The organism is Cupriavidus sp. 05T42 (genome assembly GCF_056396345.1).
On record NZ_JBFTLH010000020.1, the window covers coordinates 1 to 18,264 of the forward strand.

At 63.1% G+C, this 18,264-nt stretch carries 13 protein-coding genes; 2 read left to right on the forward strand and 11 right to left on the reverse strand.

Features of this window, described 5'->3' with window-relative positions:
• The 11 genes from AC1EJR_RS22150 to AC1EJR_RS22200 all read right to left on the reverse strand — a co-directional run.
• The coding region (locus tag AC1EJR_RS22150) for a sulfite exporter TauE/SafE family protein (protein WP_477147552.1) at window positions 1–527 on the reverse strand (527 nt) is incomplete at its 3' end.
• 102 nt (window positions 528–629) lie between these two features.
• Window positions 630–1,160, reverse strand: coding sequence for a type VI secretion system lipoprotein TssJ (tssJ, locus tag AC1EJR_RS22155; protein WP_477105119.1), 531 nt, complete (start codon window positions 1,158–1,160; stop codon window positions 630–632).
• A gap of 17 nt (window positions 1,161–1,177) precedes the next feature.
• On the reverse strand, window positions 1,178–2,158 hold the full coding sequence (gene tssG / locus AC1EJR_RS22160) for a type VI secretion system baseplate subunit TssG (RefSeq protein ID WP_477147581.1): 981 nt from the start codon (window positions 2,156–2,158) through the stop codon (window positions 1,178–1,180).
• 74 nt (window positions 2,159–2,232) lie between these two features.
• Window positions 2,233–4,077 (reverse strand): type VI secretion system baseplate subunit TssF, encoded by a 1,845-nt coding sequence (gene tssF, locus AC1EJR_RS22165; RefSeq protein ID WP_477113717.1) that lies wholly within the window; start codon window positions 4,075–4,077, stop codon window positions 2,233–2,235.
• Window positions 4,078–4,090: 13 nt separating this feature from the next.
• Window positions 4,091–5,656, reverse strand: coding sequence for a type VI secretion system protein TssA (gene tssA / locus AC1EJR_RS22170; RefSeq protein ID WP_477147553.1), 1,566 nt, complete (start codon window positions 5,654–5,656; stop codon window positions 4,091–4,093).
• Complete coding sequence (locus AC1EJR_RS22175) at window positions 5,649–8,225, reverse strand: ImcF-related family protein (protein ID WP_477147554.1); 2,577 nt, start codon at window positions 8,223–8,225, stop codon at window positions 5,649–5,651. The genes tssA and AC1EJR_RS22175 overlap by 8 nt, the downstream gene beginning before the upstream one ends.
• Before the next feature lie 850 nt (window positions 8,226–9,075).
• A complete protein-coding gene (locus tag AC1EJR_RS22180; RefSeq protein ID WP_477113719.1) occupies window positions 9,076–10,338 on the reverse strand; it encodes a hypothetical protein in 1,263 nt (420 codons plus the stop codon).
• Between the two features lie 3 nt (window positions 10,339–10,341).
• A complete protein-coding gene (locus AC1EJR_RS22185) occupies window positions 10,342–10,599 on the reverse strand; it encodes a PAAR domain-containing protein (protein ID WP_477147555.1) in 258 nt (85 codons plus the stop codon).
• Entirely contained in the window at window positions 10,599–11,243 is a 645-nt protein-coding gene (locus tag AC1EJR_RS22190) for a hypothetical protein (protein ID WP_477113720.1), read from the reverse strand. The genes AC1EJR_RS22185 and AC1EJR_RS22190 overlap by 1 nt, the downstream gene beginning before the upstream one ends.
• A gap of 1 nt (window position 11,244) precedes the next feature.
• Window positions 11,245–13,533: a peptidase M23 gene (locus AC1EJR_RS22195; RefSeq protein ID WP_477147556.1), complete on the reverse strand. Its 2,289-nt coding sequence runs from the start codon at window positions 13,531–13,533 to the stop codon at window positions 11,245–11,247.
• A 6-nt stretch (window positions 13,534–13,539) separates the two neighbouring features.
• Complete coding sequence (locus AC1EJR_RS22200; RefSeq protein WP_477113722.1) at window positions 13,540–15,864, reverse strand: type VI secretion system Vgr family protein; 2,325 nt, start codon at window positions 15,862–15,864, stop codon at window positions 13,540–13,542.
• A gap of 293 nt (window positions 15,865–16,157) precedes the next feature.
• On the opposite strand from AC1EJR_RS22200, the gene tssB reads away from it, so the two are divergent.
• Window positions 16,158–16,673 (forward strand): type VI secretion system contractile sheath small subunit, encoded by a 516-nt coding sequence (tssB, locus tag AC1EJR_RS22205; RefSeq protein ID WP_477147582.1) that lies wholly within the window; start codon window positions 16,158–16,160, stop codon window positions 16,671–16,673.
• 23 nt (window positions 16,674–16,696) lie between these two features.
• Window positions 16,697–18,247, forward strand: a complete 1,551-nt coding sequence (gene tssC / locus AC1EJR_RS22210) for a type VI secretion system contractile sheath large subunit (protein WP_477147557.1) — start codon at window positions 16,697–16,699, stop codon at window positions 18,245–18,247.
• Window positions 18,248–18,264: the final 17 nt, after the last annotated feature.

Below are 18,264 nucleotides of genomic sequence, written 5' to 3' on the forward strand. Positions count from 1 at the left end.
TGCCGCATGCCGAACAGGCCGACCAGCGCCGGCGCGGCCACCACGCCGCCGCCCACGCTGAAGAAGCCCGAGAAGAGCCCACCCACCACGCCCACAGCCGGAATCCAGCGCGATGACAGCCGCGCCTGCTGCTGGGTCACGGCCCGGCCCGGCATCAGGCGCCACAAAAAATACAGGGCAAGGCCGATCATGAAGATCGCGAAGATCCGGCGCAGTAGCTGGGCGTCCATGGCGGTGGMCAGCCGGGCGGAGAAGTAGGTGGCCAGCACGGCCGAGAGGCCGAGCACGATGGCGGTGCGCAGTTCGATATCGGCCCGCTTGCGGTACTGCCAGAAGCCGATGACCACGTTGGGCGCGATCATCACCAGCGAGGTGCCCTGGGCGAGCTGCTGGTCCATCCCGTAGAGCAGGCCGAGGGCCGGAATGGCGATCAGCCCGCCGCCGATGCCGAACAAGCCTCCGACCCCGCCGAGCAGCCCTCCAAGTCCGAAGATGAGCAGGGCAGACAGCAACGAATGGTCAGGCATGGTGAATCCGGGGGCATCAGGGGGGCGAAGAGCGTCGATGATACGCGGACATTGGGGGATACATGGCCGCCGCCCGGGGGCTACCCTTTAGCGATCCGCTAACTACCCCTTCGCCGGCGCAGTCAGCGCCAGCGTATTGGCGCGCACTTCCACCCTGACCGGATCGGTCTGCTTCCATTGCCGCCGGGGCACCACCAGCTTCCAGCCGGCTGCCTCGTCCGGGTTGCGGAACAGGGCGACGATGCCGACGAACTCGGCATCGGCATGCATCGGCTCGGCCAGGCTGACCCGCTCGTCCGGGCGCAGGACGACATCGCGCTGCGCCAGCAGGTCGGGCTTCAGCGCTGCCAGGTCGTTGGTCTGGAGCTGGGCGTAGCTTAGTTCGCGGAAGGCGTCGGGCGTCTTCAACTGGTAGACCCGGACCACCGTCGACAACGATTTCCCGGCGTCGGTGGCGTTCAGCGACGACCGGCTGGCGAGGTCGAGATTCATCGTCTTGACCTGCGTGGTGAAGGCCCACTTCGCGGCGTCCACGGTGTTGTCTTTCACGGCCTGGCCGATGCCGCATCCGGCAAGGCTGGTGGCGAGGGTGGCGAACAGGCACATCGCCCCGGTGCGGAACGGCTGTCTCATCGTGTTTGTCTTCATGATTAGTGGTGGCTGGAGGAGTGGCGTTCGGGGCGGGCGGCGGGCTGGACGATGCCGTTCCAGATGCCCAGTTGCACCCGGGTCACGGCTTCCTCGKGCGCGGGCAGCTGGGTGGAGTAGCCCAGCCGCACCGCCCCGTCGTTCAGCGCCGGCGCCGGCATCAGCGACGTGCGCACGTGCATTTCGATACAGGCATGCGCGGTGTGCCCAAGGTAGAAGCGCAACAGGGCCATCACCTCCCGGTGCTGGGCGTGGCCGGGCATCAGGCCCTGCACGAGGTCCGCCGTACGGGGCGTGATGACCACCCGCACGGCATTCGCGCGATCGAAAAAACCGCGCCCGAGCACGCAGTTCTGCCCGAGCGGCCGGCGTTCGTCGGCGCCGGCCGGCAGGCGGGTCCAGACCGGATGGAACTCATCCACGCGCACGCCGGCGTCTGGCACCGCGTGTTGCAGCACGCCGGCCAGGCCCTCGGCCGTGCGGGTGCGCTGGCTGGCCAGCCCCAGCATCGACAGCAGCTTCTGGGTGGGCACGGTGTTGCTGACGGCGGACCCGCCAAGACCGAGCCCGAGCAGGCTCAGCAGGTAGCGGGATACCTCGTCGCCGCCGTCGCGCCGGAAGCCCAGCGGGTAGCGGTACTTGCGCGCCACACGATAGAACTGCGTGACGATGCGGTGGTGGAACAGGTCGAGGAAGGCCGCCAGCGGCTCCGCGCCATCGCGCCGCTGGGCCACTTCGTCGACGAAATACGATGGCATACGGGCATCGACGCCATACAACCCCAGGAAGTTGGTGCGCACTACGGGCGGGGCGCCGGGGTGGTCCGGGTCACGCTCCACGGCGTCGATCTCGCGCCCCGGAAAGCCGAGCCGGCCGTTCGAGCGGAAGCGTACCGGCTCATTGGCCGGCGAATCGGTGGTGCCGAGCGGCGGGTGGCCTGGCGCCGCCAGCTCGATCAACTCGCACAGGCGGAAGAAGTTCATGCGCGGGGCATCGGCCAGCAATGCCTCGCTCAGACGGCGGGGTGCCCGGTTGTCCGGCGCGGTCTCCGGCGCGTTCAAAACGGCGCTCCCTGGCCCTTGCTGTCCGGCCACGTCAGCCGCTGTCCGGACGGTTGCGAGACAATCACGAGCCGCGTGTAGAGATTGAGCGTGGCGTACAGCGACAGGAAGCGGTTCAGCATCTCGCCGAACAGTTCGAGGTCGCCCGCGCCGGCAAAGCGCGTGCTGTCCAGCCAGACCTCGATCTCCACGCCGCGCAGCAGGCCGCCGCTCTCCAGTTTTTGCAAGGGGCGGTGCCGCACCTCGGCGATGGCGTCGATCCGTTGCCGGTTGGTCTCGCCGTCCGTCCAGTCATAGAGCGCCAGCGTGCCGCGCAGCACCTCCGCGTCGAGCAGCGAGAGGTAGTTCGGCGCCAGATGCGAGAGCACGCGCCAGTGGAAGCGGTCGCCGGTGGGCGGATAGACGGGCAGCGTCGGCGCCGTGAGGTTGCGGATCGACGCCACGTTGGTGAAGCCACCGCGCATCTGCGTGATGCCAGCCTCGCGCAGGCCCTTGCGCGGCAGCATGCCGTGGGTGCCGGTGACGGACAGGGACAGCGTTTCCTCGGGCAGCGTGTCCTGCTGCTCCCAGGCATGGCCGCCGAGCACCAGCCAGGTGTCCACCCGGCCTGACGGCCCGCGCCGCACGCGCGTGTGGAAGTAGCGCTCGGGCATCTCGTGCCGCAGCATGCCGCCGCGATGCCGGAACGCCGCGAATGGTGCGTACTCGAAGCGCTCGCCGCTGGCGGGCTCGAAGCCGCGCACGGTGTCCACCGAGTACGCCTCGACATGCCGGCCATGCTGCGCCATCGCCCGCACGCGGTACTCGGTCTCGCAGTGCGTAAGAGTGACCGGGTCAGCCTCGAGTTCGAACAGGTTGATGATCGGCGCGCAATGCAGCCGCACATTCTCGGCGGAGAAGCGCAGGTCGTCCGGGAACGGCCGGGCGAGCACGACCTCGACATCGAACTGTTCCGCCTCCGGCGCCAGCCGGGCGATGGCGGGGAGGTCGAGCCCGAACAGGTCCACGAACATGAACTTCTCGGGGAACGTGAAGTACTCGAGCATCAGTTGGTAGCCGCCGAAGGCGTTGTCCGGCTTGGGCCACAGCCGCTCGTCGGCCGCGAAGCCGGCGGGCCGCAGCGACAGGCCCGGCATCGGGAGGGGCGTGCCGGGGCGGTCGGCCGGGTGACCCGGCACCCGGACGTGCATCGCCACCGGTTTGGCGGTCAGCGCGGCATAGAGCGCGAGCGCCAAGGGGCGGTCGGCATGGAGAAACAGCCGCAGGCGTGGCACCTCCAGCAGCGCGATCTTGGCCTGCGCCTGCAACGCCAGCCGCAGGCGGATCACCGAGCGGCCGTCCTCGCGGGTATAGGTGGCCGCTTCGGTCAGGCGCAGCGGATACAGGTCTACAGCCTGCGTGGTGCGGTAGATGCAGGCAACGCTGTCGGCCTGACTGCTCTGGCCTTGCCCCGGCTGCGCGCCCAGCGCAACCGGGTCGGAGACGACTTCCAGCCCGGCAGGCAGCACCTCGTGGCGTTGCAGCGTGCCCATGGCCGGCGCCATTTCGATGATCGAGAGCGACGGGATCATGCGCAGGTAGTGGGGCCACAGCATGCTGACGAGGCCCTCGGTCAATTCCGGCAGTTCATCGTCCAGTTTGTGACGCAGGCGGCCCATCAGGAAGGCGAAGCCCTCGAACAGCCGCTCGACGTGCGGGTCGCGCTCGCCGATGCGGTCCAGGTTCAGCATGCGCGCGCGGTCCGGGTAGGCCCGGGCGAACTCGGTGCCCGCTTCGCGCAGGTAGCGCATCTCCGCTTCGTAATAGCGCAGGATCTCGTTGTCTTGGGTCGGGTGCTTCATGTCTCGGGAAGGGCTAGGCGGTGGCGATGGCGCGCGCCGGGTCGATGGCGATCAGATCGGCCAGCAGGGTGTCGATGCGGTGGGCGATGGCGGGCTTGTCGGCGTCCTTGCGCGACAGCCGCGCCCGGAGCAACCGCAGCAGTTGCTGCTTGGCCTCGAACGCGAGGCCCGGCTCCCACGCGGCCAGCTGGAAGCGCGCGGCGGTGGCTTCCAGCGTGGCGAGCAGGTGCAGCGCCGTATCGGCGCGGTCCGCGCGGGCGGCCACGCGCGCCATCACCAGTTGGCGGATGAAGCGGTCGCGCTCGCCATCGGGCAAAGGCAGCCCTTGCAGCCACGCGAACGCCACGTCCAGACTCTGCTGCGCGGAGAGATCGATGGCCTGGGCCTCGGTTTCCGCCCAGTCGGTGCTGGCGGATGAGACCGACACCGGCGCGACGGCCTCGCCTCGCTCGACATCGCGCACGGTGGCGTGGCGCGCGATCCACTCGAGCGTGGTGTCGTCGGCGAATGGCGTGCCATCGGCAAAGCTCAGTTGCTCGATGCCGGGCAGCCGCTCCAGCATCAGCGCGCAGTCGGTGGCCAGCAGGTCCCGGACGCGCGCGTAGTCGCCGCCGGCCTGATCCTGCGCCGTGAAGGCGTAGTACTGGAGGTCCAGCCAGAAATGGTTGGCGCCCTCCGCAAAGGCGCGTTCAAGTCGATCGAGCAACTCCGGCCACTGCTTCTGCAACAGCAGGCGCTTGAGCTGGGCGCGTAGCTCGGCGCGCGGGGCGACCAGCCGCGTCTTGCCGCTGGGCTCGTGCGGCGGCGCCTCGGTCAGGGTGTCCCAACGGACGCAGCGCATGAGCCGGTACGCGGCCAGATAGCCCTGCGGCTGCTCGCGCAGGAACGTGGCCATCTGGCGCGCGCGGTCGAGCAGGTCGCGCGAGGAGGAAACGTCGCCTGCGGGCAGCGCCATCGGCGTTGCAGGTGACGCGGGCTCGGCGCCAGAGTCATGGGCGGCGGGCGATTCCACGCGGCCCTCGAAGCGCCGGAAGAGGGCGTCCAGCGCCGGCCGGGCGGCCTCCGGCCACTGCGCGGTGCGCTCGAGGATCAGCGCCAGCGCCGACAGCGTGCGCTCCAGCGGCAGCCCGGTCAGCCCGTGCACGCGATCGAGCCGATCCGTGAACGTTGCGCTGGCGAGCCATTCGAGCGACGCCTTGCGGCTTTCGGCCCGGACGGGCAGCAGTTGCGTGCCGAAGCGGTCCACCAGCGCCGCCAGCAGCTCGAAGCCGGACGCGATGCCCTCCGCACCGTCCCGCCGCATGCGCGCGTAGAGATAGTAGGCGGCGAGCCGCGCATCCTTGGCGGTGCCCTGGAGCAGACGCTCCGCCGTCTCGACAATCAGCGTGTCGTTGACATCGGACAGCTTGGCGACTTCGTCCTTGATGGCGAGGAAATCGTCGTCGTAGCSGGGGTCGTCCCCGGCGGGCGCATCGGGGCGGATGGGCCGCAGCCACGGTTCCCATCGCGCGATGGCCGCCCGGGCCAGATCCGACGGCGCGCGCGTGCCGAACAGCGCGTTGAGCAACTGGTTAAACATCGTTCCCCTTGGTGGTGGATGGTTGGGGCTTGTCGAGGAAGATCCGGGACGGCAGCACGAAATCGCGCAGCGAGAGCAGTTCGAGCGGCCCATGGCCAAGCTCGGTGCGCAACTGGTAGCGGATGGGGTAGGTGACGTCCTTGGCCGGCGGCTGCATGGCCGGGCGCGCGGTGAGGCTGTCGGGGTCCGGCGCCGCAGCCACGACGGGGCTATCCGGCTGGCCCTGCCATGTGAGCTGGAACGTGGCGCTGTCGATCGGCTCGATGCTGGCCCGCTCGAGCATCCTGACGAGGCCCCATCGTCCGGTGAACTCATAGTGCTTGTTGGTGCCGGCCGTCTCGGCCTGCCACTGGAGCCGGGTGCCGGGGTTCTCCAGGTTGCTCGCCGGCCACGTCATGGCTTGCCAGTGTTCGCGCTGGTTGTAGTAGTGGAGGGTCTGGCCGTCGAGGGTCAGTAGCGTATCGGTCAGGCCCGGCGTGGGAATCGGCTTCATCTCGAACTGGTAGCGGGGCTCGCCTTGCGTGAGCAGCCGCGTGCCGATGCGCTGGAGCCGGTTGATCGCCGCAAGGAAGGCCGGATCGAACGCGAGCGCGTGCCCGCCCGACGCCGCCGGCTGCCACGCATCGCCCTGCAGTTCGAGCACGCCGGCGAGCTGGGCCGTGAGAAAGCCGTGGATCAGCCCGCCCTGCGGACGCAGGAAGCGGGCCAGTTCCGGCAGCGAGGCGTCGTTAGCGGTATCCGCAAACGGGTAGCGGCCGGCGAAGGCGCGGCCCCATGCCATGGCGATGCTGTCTCGCCAGGCGGCGTTCAGGCTGGCCTGCGCCGGCTGGAGCACGGTCTGGGTGGCCTGGGCGATGGGGCGCACGAACAGCGACTCGCCCATCCCGGCCCACTCGGCGCCGAGGCTTGCGGCAATCAGTTGCGCGTACGCCTGGGTATCGGCCAATTCCGAGCCCTTGCCCTGGAACAGCGCCTGCGCCATCTGGCGGGCCTGGGCGTCGGCGTCCGGGCTGTTGCTGACCTGCTGGAGCCGCAACCGCAGGGCCGTCGCGCGATCGAGGAAGCGCTGCAGGCTCATGTCGCCGCCGGCACCTTCACCAACGGCCATCAGCCGCTGGATCGGCCCGAAGGTCGGGCCCAGCGGGCCGGCGGTGTCGGGTTTGACGATCCCGGCGCTGGCAGCCTTCTTGCCGAGCATGTCCTGCGCCTTGGCGACGAGCGTGTCGGACAGCGAGTCCTTCCGCGCGCCCGCGCCGCCCTGGTAATCGAGCGACTTCATTAGCGCGATCACGGGCGACTGGCGCGCATCGGCCATCAGCTTCAACTGGTMGATGGCTGCCGGCAACGTGGGCGCGGGCTCCCACTGGAGGCTGTTCATGAAGCGCTGCCACTGCTCGGCGTAATCGGCGAAATACTGGGCGGTGAGCGTGGCCTGCAAGTCATTTGGGCTGGCCGACTGCTGGGCATCGCCGTCTGACAGCACCCAATCGCTGGCGACTTCCGTGCGCTTGGCGGCCCGCGCGATGGCTTCGGCCACGTGGCCCTCGTAGGCCTGCCGGGTGTAGGCGCCGGGCACCAGCGCATTGGCTCGGACCAGCCCGCGCGCGTCGGTGCCGGGGGTGAGCGACACCAGCGTCTGATCCGGATACTTGTTGCCGATGCCGTCGATCACTTGACGGTAGATCGTGTCCTGCGCGTTGCGCTGGCCGATGACCGCCAGCACCGTGCGCCGCGCGCCGGCCACCAGCTCGGGGCTCGCCTCGATGCGCCAGTCGGGATGGGCCTTGACGCGGGCGGCATGGAACGTGAGCAGCCGCTCCGCCAGATCGTCCCGCTCGCCCGGCGTGATACGGGCCTCCGTCTGCCAGTGCCGGACCAGTTGCGGCCCGAGGAAGTCTGGCTCGGCGCGCTCGGGGTTGGCCAGCATCAGATAGGTCTTGAGCGTGTGATGGCCGTCCAGCGCCCACTGGCTGGCCTGCGCGTCGAGCCCATCCACCGGCATCTGGGAGAGATCGACGAGCACATCCTCCAGATCCTGCTGAATCGGGCTGACGAGAAGCTCGCGGCTGGCCGCCGCATAGGGCTTCCACATGGCCGCAAGCAGGGCGGCGTCGCGGTTCAGGCCGAAGCGGGTGGTGAGCGGCGCGTGATGACCGGCGCGGGGTTCGTAGCGTGCGATCTGGTGTTGCATCGCCACAAGCGAGCGGAGGCGCCCGGCTGGGCTCAACTCGGATGCGTTGGCATCGATAGCCCACTGCGCGGCGTGGATGTGGCGGGCGTTCTGGAAGCCTGAAAGGAGCATCCCGGCCGTCCACAGCCCGATGGCGCCGAGGGCGATGGTCGAGAGCACGGTAACGGGATGGAAGCCGACACGCCGGCCGGMATGACGGCGGGCGGAATCGGCGATGTGTTGCCAGAGGGGGAGGTGGGTGGTGGTATCGGAGTTTGGATAGGGAGAAAACACCATCCCGGCAAGCGGAACAGGGCTGCTGCGCGAATTCGTCAGCCCCGCCGCCCATTCGGCCAACTCGCTGATGCGCTTGTCGAGTTGTTGGGACAGGGTCGCCATGTAGCGGTCTGTGTGGTCAGCGGTCAGCTGTGCGGTGCCACGGCGGGCGAGGGTGTGGCGTAGGGTCTCCAACGATCTCTTGCAGGCTTCGGCATCCGCAAATTGGCTCCATTCGCAAGCGACCACCGCTGCATCGGGCTTGGCCGTGGCATGCGATTGCGTAATGTCAAGCGCGTAGACCGGCGCGGACCAGCGCAGCACCCTCCCGATGTGGGTTAATGAAGCGACGTGCCGATGTGTGCCACCTTGTGATGACGGTTTCCCTTCCTCCCCGCCATTAGTAATCAGCACAATTGCGTCCACCGGGCGATGGCGTCGCAGCCGGCACACTTGCTTCAGCCAGTCGGCGTCCGCTTGGCCAGCCTCGGTCGGCCGATGCCACAGCAGTACCGCGTTGGGGGTGACCGTCCAGCGGCGTTCCTCGGCATTGGGAACGAGTCGCGCAATCGCCGTATCATCTCCAGTCAGCAGCAGCCAGGGCTGGCGATGCCGCCAACGGTATCCGTGGTCGCGGGATAGCTCGTTCCGAAGATCACGCAGCCGCGAAGCCGGGCTTGCACTCGTCTTGGTGTCTGACGTCCGACCGATGTTAGTCCGCTGTCGAAACAGCCAACCTGCGGCCCGATAGGCACCCACGCGAGAAGCGAGCGCATGAATCGCCATCGCCGATGTCACGATCGCAACGAGCCACAGCGTGGCCGTCTTCTTCGACGCAGTGGTCGGCCAGCCCAGGTCATCGCCCCAAAGCCAGATTGCGGCCAAGCCGAATATGGCCAACGACGCCACGACCAACAGGAAGCCCCATGAGAGGATCGGCGCTGCCCCTGCAGTGCCTTGGTGCGGTACATCGCTAGACATTGACATCTGATTCCAATTTCCTTGCCACTGAATAGACGACGGCGAGCTGCATGTCGCCACCTTCGGTCAATACCAGCTGGGGGCCGGTGTCCTCCGATTCGATCGCACCACAAACGGCGATCCATCCCGCCGCCGCGCCTGCATGACCGAGAATGCGATCAAGGTGATGCTGACTGCCGGGGTCTGATAGTTGGGTGAGACCGGCGTCCGCCAAGCCCCTCGCGACGGCCGCATCCGCATCGCTTTCGACGCCAGCGATCCACAGGCGCTTGATCGCACTTGGGGAGGTGGAGCCTGCACGGAGTGCCTCGGCGAACCCTTCCGTCAGTGCGCTCAATGGGCATGTCACGGGGCGATGGAGCCTGCCGACTGAATGCACATCACTCGGAAGTGCCAGGCTGTCTGGAACCATCAGCAGCGCTGCGCCCGCTTCGGCGCTCTCTTTCGGGGGGAATTCATGCAGTTGTGTGGCGAGCAAGAGCAAGGGCGTCGATGGTTCGCGGTCCAGCCACTCATCCGCGAGCAGGAGCGATTGGATACTCGTGGTGTCGACAACAAGCGCATCGAGATCCGTCAAGCCATTCGCGTCCAAGACGCGCCGCAGTTGCTGCAAACGGTCCTTTGCTGTMGCTGACGTGCCGTTGATCAGCCGGATTTCGGGGGCGTAGCGACCACCATGCCGATGCAATGCTACGAGGGTATCCAAGACAGGATTCAGGAGCTTCTCCAGGAGCACATCGAAGCGATCTAGCACCGTCGCATCGGCGCCCTCTTGCTTGGATACATTCAATTCCTCGTCCCATTCTGGCAACGGGCTATGACGTACCAAATCGGCACCCATACGCACGGGCCGCGCTGCGAGTTGCACCTTACCCGGGTGCAGAACGTCGACAAGGGACAGGTCCGGACTCGGTACACAGTGAGACGATGCGATAATATGCAACGGCACTTGCGAGCGTGAAACCAACCGGTGCAGGTATTCCTCCCGATGTTGGTTGTGATACAGCGCCGCCAGATACGCGCTTTCATAGCTGTGACGAAACCATCCCAGCACTAATGCAAAAACGATCTGGGGCGCAGCGAGGATGGCGAACCAGAATTGGGGGCCCTGTGCGGGCCTCCCGGTTGGCCACAAGAGCACGACGACTGCCGCTCCCATTGCCGTGCAAAGTGCCCAGAGCAATACCCATTGCCGTGGACGGGTTCGATCGGGAAACATCATGTCGGAGCCGGCTTTGGCATAGTCGATTGGCATGGCTTACCCCTTCCCTGCCGTCATAAGCGACGAGATCAGGCGACAGCCACACGCGCATTTATGGAGATGCAGCGCGATGGGTTTGCCTTTATCGGTGAAGGCGCGATCGCCTTCGGCGATACAGGTGTCGCCATGAACGTTGCATCGCGCCGGATCTCCTTGCCGTGCGATGCCACKACCCATGAACACCATGGCGCTGGAACCGGCTAACACCGTTCCGCCGTTCTCGAGTTTGTCGCTGACTCTGACCGCTCCGCGCATTAATTTCTTCCTCTCGATTTCCTAAACAACTCGCTACAAACCTCAGGTGTCGCGAACACACGTTTGTTGTGTTTGACGTCCCACACTCCCGGAAACGCCTGCGGATCGCAGTCGATTGAACCCGATGGGGCAACATAATCTCCGCTCGGAGATATGATCGAAGACCCTGCAATTCCATCATTCTGAAAGGCATGCTTTGTCAACTCAGACATTCGCTTGTTGGGTGAATATGATCCCGCAATTGATACGAGATTTTTGGTCGTGCCGATGCGAGCGACCGTTGCTAGATATAAGAACGGTCGCACACTTACGAAATCCAAGGAAATATAGATTTCCTTTTCTAAGTTAATGTCCGTCAGAAATCCAACCCCTTCCGGAATCGTGTTCACACGGACAGGCACATCAATCTCGCAGTTCTCCAAATTTTCTCGGCTCAGGTACCCTCGTGCGGAAATAATCACTGCTGATCCGTCGTGACTTGTCGTAGCGAAATTTGCTGAATCGGACAACAAGCATGTTTGGGACGAGCCGTCAGTACGTATGGTGATTTTATCCCCCGAGGCCTCATATTCAGTGGCTGCGCATGAAAGCGCTGGAATCAGAAGGCATGTTGTAATGACGGAGGTAAGGAATGCGTCGCTCATATCAACCCAGTATCAATTTTGCGGCACGAGTAAATTTAAAACGTTCGTCTTCAGCGAGTCTTCCGCCGTTAATGGATACTGTGACCGCGGTGGAAATTTTCTTCTCAGCGGAAATAGCCACGGCAGAGAATGCGAGAGAAGATCTATCCTTGTCGATATTAATAAAGACGTTGGGACGGCAAAATCTCATATAGAAAGCCCCGCTATCTATACAATTTTCCGGCAGGGCCACCCGGTGTGGGTTATTTATAACGATTGGCTTCAATTTCATCCCTGTTCGATTTTTTGCTTTGAACGAGGGGTCGGTCCACCAACTGCGAGAGAATTCTTCGGAATTCCATCCTCGAAATACCCAGTAGTCGGCATAATTACTCCTCCCGGTAAGCTGTTTGAATCCACGGCCTCGGAACTTCTGTGCATCCTCGAAATCGCAGTTTCCATTCCTCCAGTCGTAGGAGCTAGCAATACGTGTTCCCTTGCTGTTGAACTTTGTTGACCCATACCAAGGGTCGTGCTCTGCTGGGTGCTCTCCATACCAATGGCCGAGGTCAGATTCACGTGATCGCGAGAGGCGATTCAATTCGCTGCCATATAAACCGTCGGGCTTCATATCCCCGGTCATACTGAGTTCCTGCATCTGCGTGAGATGTGCACTTTCCACTGCGCCTTGTCCAAGGAAATGCGCTAGCCGCGTAGGCGTGGTAATGCCAAACTTCCTCGTTGCGAAATTGAGGGKAGTGAGATACTCTGCGCGGAGGCTTTCCAAATCCGTTTTCGGATGGGACTTGTTCGGATATATCTGAGCGAACTCTTTTGAACCAAGCMACGCACATTTGCGAAAATGTCTGATAAAGCTTAGGGGGTGGAAGAACCAAAGCCGATCCGACGCCGTAGGTGGCAAGCCTGTTTTACCCCAAAACTGGCACTTCTCATGTAGTCTAATGAACCTTTCGTAGCCGCTTTCATTGCCGGCGTAGAACTCTCCCCTTTCCTTGATTTTGCGATAGCGTGCGTCGTTGTTCGTGCCGTCCCACTCCGATGGCATTTCGCAAACTAACCCTTTTAGCTTCCTTTTTACGTCGTCGCCCATGTGCACGTAGTAGCGCAGTTCCTTGTCCGCGGACGTTCCTATATACGGGTTGTGTTCAGGGTTTTTTTGCTTAAGTAGTGCCTTAAGTGACTCGATATCGCACAGGCCATCCTGTGTGAACGGACCGGTTGTCTMGCGTACCGTTTGCCATCCTGCGAATATAGGAAAATCTGCGTCAGAGAGTTTTTGGATACGTGGATCGTTGACATCAACATACCCTTCCGCGTTCTCATCGAACGCAACGCGAAACCAAGTTGTCCTCGCAGCCGATGGTAGCGTTGCCGGCCGGCTTAAAATTCTTCCAAAGCGCAACAGCTCGTACCCGTCGCTAGGGCAGGCCGGGTATAACGAGGAGGCACGCTGATGCATGTTGTACTCGTAGTCTGTCTCCTTAATAGGAGCTGTGGTCAGGAGCGTACGCACACCATTTCCGTTATCGCGCCATACGCGAGTAACCTTCTTCCCGAGATGGAAACAGACTTCGATGTAAAGCTCCCGCTCGGTCGCCGCAATACCCTTCAGCGGAGGAAAATCAATGCCCTTTAACCTGTTTCCTATCGTGCCGGGTGGTTGCGGGAGAATCGGAGTGCCTCTGGGCAAAACGTAATAGCTGTTTCCCCAATAGTCCGTCCCAGATGGCGTCGTCGGCGCTGCCTGACCAAGCTGCGTGCCACTGAAATAGGTCTCGAAATCCGCCGTTGTCATGAAGATCTCGAAATGAAGATACATGGCTCCATCGCATCGCCCTGTCCAGCCTAGTATCTCCTTTCGGTGGACTCGCTTGCCCTTGCCTGCTTTCGCCTCCGTTGGCATGCGCAACCAGTCGGGCAGGCGAGCTGGATCGCAGTTGCCGCCATATCCACCGAGGTGACGAAGGTGCATATAGAGGGAGTAGTATCGGAGCACGCGCCCTTCACCGGTCTCGCTCTCATGCCGCAAAAGCACGAATCCGGTGTTGGTGTCCCTGATTTCTCCCTCGTGCCCTTCGGGGTGCTGGCAGACGCGATAGGCCACAACCTCCCCATCTGCAATCGCTCTCACAGGATCGTTCTGATGTTCGGGTGCCAAGTGACAGCCGCCGTGCCAACGCCGGTCGGAGCAGATCGGATATGTTCCATGAAGCTGTTCGCGGCGATCGGCCCAATCCATCAGGTCCGATGCACTGTCGGTGAGAGGTAGAAACGGAGGACTAATGATCATGGCGTGTTAGACGGATAAGCGGTATTTGCCGATGGACAACGGCTCACTGATCGGCAAGACAGGTAAGACAGCATCCAGCCTGTCGGGCCCGGAATAGCTGAAGGACGCGCTTTTGATGTTGAAGTCGCCCGGGCATCCGATTTCAATGCTTCCGCCCTCCAGTCTGATGTAGGCGCCATCGCACATTAGGGTGAGTTTTCCTTGTGCAGACACAACGACGTCGTCGTCTGCGCTGGCAATGTGCAACCGCTTGGCGGAAAACAAGTCAAGCGCGTCGGTCTGCGCCTGGATTTCGACTTTTCCCTTTGCAGCAAATAGCTTGACCCCCAACTTGTGGGCGCATAACGAGATTAATTCGCCGGCTGCGACAGCGAAGCGTCTCACGGCGCTCACATCGATCTGTTTGCCGGATGTCAAGATGACGTTTCCACTTGCGCTATGCTGAATCGATTCGGGCGTAAGGAAAGCAATTCCACCGGGTGCAGTCGCGAGAATGCCTGCGCCCCTAAGTTGGTCCATGGCCGAAAGTAGTTCCGACTGGGTGGTGTTGTCCGCCGGTGTCGCGCCAGCCTGTGTCGTCGCGTGCGCCAGCGCTGATACTCGGTCTAGCGCCAGACGCAGTTCGGACAGCGCCTCCTGCATGTCAAGCTGATGCCCGGTACCGCGCTTGCGGACGTCGGCACTCAGTAGGAGTCCCTTGCTCCTGATGCTGCCCGCCGCATCGGTCCGCAGCTCGAACCCCTCCCCCCGCTTCCTCCACTTCCCATCCACCATATGGCCAAGTGTCAGCTGCGATTTGCCGGAATGCTCCGTGGACAGCTTGACGTGCTCCTGGCCCTCCCAGTCCTCGAACTCGAGCTTGTTGTCGCTTTGCGTGCGGATGACGTTGCGCGACAGCCACCGGTCCTGATTGGTGATCAGGTCCGTCTGGCGGCTGTTGTGGTGAACATGAGCGATGTAGGGCTTGTTCGGGTTCCCGTCCCGGAACGCGATGGCGGCTTCGGTGCCGTCGATCAGCGGAAAGTGGAATCCTCTCTGGAATGCGCCGGCGAATGGCTTTGCCAGCCGCAGTGGCACGCACTCACCACCACCGGGCCATTTCTCGAAATCGAAGTCGAAGCGGACGGTGTAGTAGCCCTGCTGCGTCAGGTAGGCGTACGTGTATTGGCTGGGTGAGGTAATGCGGGCGCTCAGCGTGCCTGCGATCTTTGGCCAGTTGGCCTCATCCAGCGGCAGCCGGAAGCGACGATCGGATGGGATMGATTTGAAGGTATTGCGATACGCCGCATCGCGCGCGCCGGTGTGGGTGACTTCGGTGATGACCTGCCCGTTTGGGGCGTCGGGCAAGTCGAGATCCATTCTTAGGATCCGCGCCGGACGCAGTTCCAGGACGTTGCTTTCGCCCTCGTATTCGACCTGAGACGCCATCGCCGCCTCATGACGAAGCTGCGCTTCCCATTTGGCACCATCGAAATCAAGGTGATGCGTACCGAAGACATACGGTTGCCCGTAAGTGGTCTTGTCCTTCCTCGCGACGTTGGCTTCGCCCTTCAAGGGTTCCCATGCCAGATCCGGGTTGTAATCTGCCACGAGGAACGATTCGGGGACCGTTTTAGCATTAGTACGAATGCCAAAGACGGCTTCGATGCCGGCCTCAAGCCCGGCCGATTCCCGATAGGGCACACGCAATTCAGGCTTGTAGAGGTAATGGTCGATGTCGTCGCCAAACACCACCATCTCGCCGAATTTCCCCGGCAGGAAATAGGAATAGAGCCCTTCCTGCTCCATCAGTAGCCGGATGAAGTCCCAATCGGACATCTGGTACTGCAAGCGGAACGGGTGCTGCGGGTACTCGCGCCGAAGCTTGAAAGCGAACTGGTGACCAACCAGTTCGTGCCGCCGCAGGATCGCCTCGATGATCTGGGGCGCGGTCTGGTGCTGGTAGATGCGGGTGGATTGGGTCAGCCGAAGCCGTGCCACTAGCGGTTCCACCACCATCTGGTAGCCGTGAAAATCCTGCGTCTGCTTCGTCTTGGAGAACTGCGTGATGCAACCCGCGAACTTGCGCGGCTCGGTGCCATCACCAGGGTCGATCTCGAATGTCGCGGGCTTGCCGAGGTAGCTGGCGCGCTCAAGCTCCAGCGGATGCGTAAGCTGGACAGTGACGGCGTAGGGAGCGCCGAGCTTCTCCACCGCTTCGAACGACACCACCGACAGACCCACGGCGGTCTCCGCGCCCGGCACCTTCAGGAAGTAAGACTGCTGGCCACCGCCCAGTCCCTTGAGCAGCGCTTCCCCGTATGCCTTCAGTGTTGCTACCCCAGCCGACATCGTCTCTCTCCAAGGCCGGGCAATCCGGCGTAACAGGTCAGGCGTGTCGCTTCGCAAGCGACATGCTCCTGCGCGCCGCACCTTACCGTCTTGTCGCTTTCACGAAAATAGGACTGGATCGAATTATTGATTTAGATAAAAAAGATCAAAAATCCGATGAATTTTAGGAAGTCACCTAAATACAGTGGGAAATAAAAAAGATAGTCTCCCRCACTTGCGTGTCTACCGGCCATGCGGCGATCGACGAATCGAGTGCCGTGCGGATTGAAAACCTGTTGGAGAAGGAATCGAGAATGGCAGAGAGCTTCCAGAACGAAGTGCCCAAGGCGCGGGTCAACATCAAGCTGGATTTGCATACCGGCGGCGCGCAGAAGAAGGTGGAATTGCCACTGAAGCTGCTGGTGATGGGCGACTACAGTAATGGGCAGGACACCCGCGCGCTGGCGGAGCGGGAGAAGGTTTCCATCAACAAGAACAACTTCAATGCGGTCCTGGCGGACTTCAATCCGCGGGCGAAGATTGCCGTCGAGAACACGCTCGCCGCCGATGGCTCCGAGCTGCCCGTTGATCTCGACTTCCATTCCATGGATGACTTCAAGCCGGAGGTAGTCGCCGGCAAGGTGCCCGAGCTGCGCGCGCTGATGGCGGCGCGCAATCTGCTGCGCGATCTCAAGTCGAACCTGCTCGACAACGCGATGTTTCGCCGCGAGCTCGAGAAGATCCTCAAGGACCCCGGGCTGTCCGAACGCCTGCGCGCCGATCTGCAGAAGATCGGCCAGGCTGCCMCGGCTCCCGCCTCCGCCCAGTAACCCGTTACCCGAGGATTTTCCCCATGGAAAAGAAGCACGAACTGTCCGCACGTACCCATAGCGCCGCCGCTGCCGCCGTCCTCGACGCACCGGGCAAGAGCGTCTATGAGGCGCTCTGCGAGAAGATCAACCTGTCGCCGGTCCGCAGCACGCGGCCGGTGGAGTCGTTCCAGAGCGCCGATGCGTTGTCCGAATCGTCGCTCGACGAGCGCGTGGCGCAGGCCATGCACGTGTTCCTGAAGATGATTCAGGACTCGTCACAGCAGGTGGACCGGCTCGACAAGAGCCTGCTCKACTTCCACATCGCCCATCTGGACGAGAAGATCAGCCGGCAGCTCGATGCGATCATGCATCACGAGACGTTCCAGGAGATCGAATCGGCCTGGCGCGGCCTGAAGTTCCTGGTCGATCGCACTGACTTCCGCAAGAACGTGAAGATCGAGGTGCTCGATGTCTCGAAGGAAGCGCTGCGCCAGGACTTCGAGGACACCCCCGAGGTGATCCAGAGCGGCCTGTACCTGCACACCTATATCCAGGAGTACGACACGCCGGGCGGCGAGCCGATCGGCTCGATCATCTCGAACTACGCGTTCGACCGCAGCCCGCAGGACATCGCCCTGCTGCGCAATATCTCGAAGGTGTCGGCGGCCGCGCACATGCCGTTCGTCGGCGCGGTGGCGCCGGAGTTCTTCGGCAAGACGTCGATGGAGGACGTGGCCGCGATCCGCGACATCGGCAACTATTTTGACCGCGCCGAATACCTGAAGTGGAAGAGCTTCCGCGAGTCCGACGACGCGCGCTACATCGGCCTGACGCTGYCCCGCTTCCTGGCGCGCCTGCCGTACGGTCCGGAAACCGTGCCGGTCCGGGCGTTCAACTATACGGAAGCCGTCAAGGGGCCGGATCACAACCGTTACCTCTGGGCCAATGCATCGTTCTCGTTCGCCGCGAACATGGTGCAGAGCTTCATCAAGAACGGCTGGTGCGTGCAGATCCGGGGGCCGCAGGCTGGCGGTCTGGTCGAGGACCTGCCGATTCACCTCTATGACCTGGGCACCGGCAACCAGGCCAAGATCCCGACCGAGGTGTTGATTCCGGAAACGCGCGAGTTCGAGTTCGCCAACCTTGGCTTCATCCCGCTGTCGTACTACAAGAATCACGATTTCGCGTGCTTCTTCTCGGCGCATTCGACCCAGAAGCCGGCGCTGTACGACACCAAGGAAGCCACCGCCAACAGTCGTGTCAACGCGCGCCTGCCGTACATCTTCCTGCTGTCGCGCATTGCGCATTACCTGAAGCTGATCCAGCGCGAGAACATCGGCACCACCAAGGACCGCCGCCTCCTCKAGTTGGAGTTGAACAGCTGGATCAAGACGCTCGTGACCGAGATGACCGATCCGGGCGACGAACTGCAGGCATCGCACCCGCTGCGCGACGCGCGGGTCATTGTCGAGGATATCGAAGACAACCCGGGCTTCTTCCGCGTGAAGCTGTTCATCGTGCCGCATTTCCAGATCGAGGGGATGGACATCAACCTGTCGCTCGTCTCGCAGATGCCCAAGGCGAAGAACTGAAGCGGAATCGGCCCGAT

What these genes read in the sequence shown, in the direction of transcription:
- tssF (WP_477113717.1), bottom strand. Translation starts at nt 4,077, where the DNA reads ATGAAGCACCCGACCCAAGACAACGAGATCCTGCGCTATTACGAAGCG.
- AC1EJR_RS22190 (WP_477113720.1), bottom strand. Translation starts at nt 11,243, where the DNA reads ATGAGCGACGCATTCCTTACCTCCGTCATTACAACATGCCTTCTGATT.
- tssJ (WP_477105119.1), bottom strand. Translation starts at nt 1,160, where the DNA reads ATGAGACAGCCGTTCCGCACCGGGGCGATGTGCCTGTTCGCCACCCTC.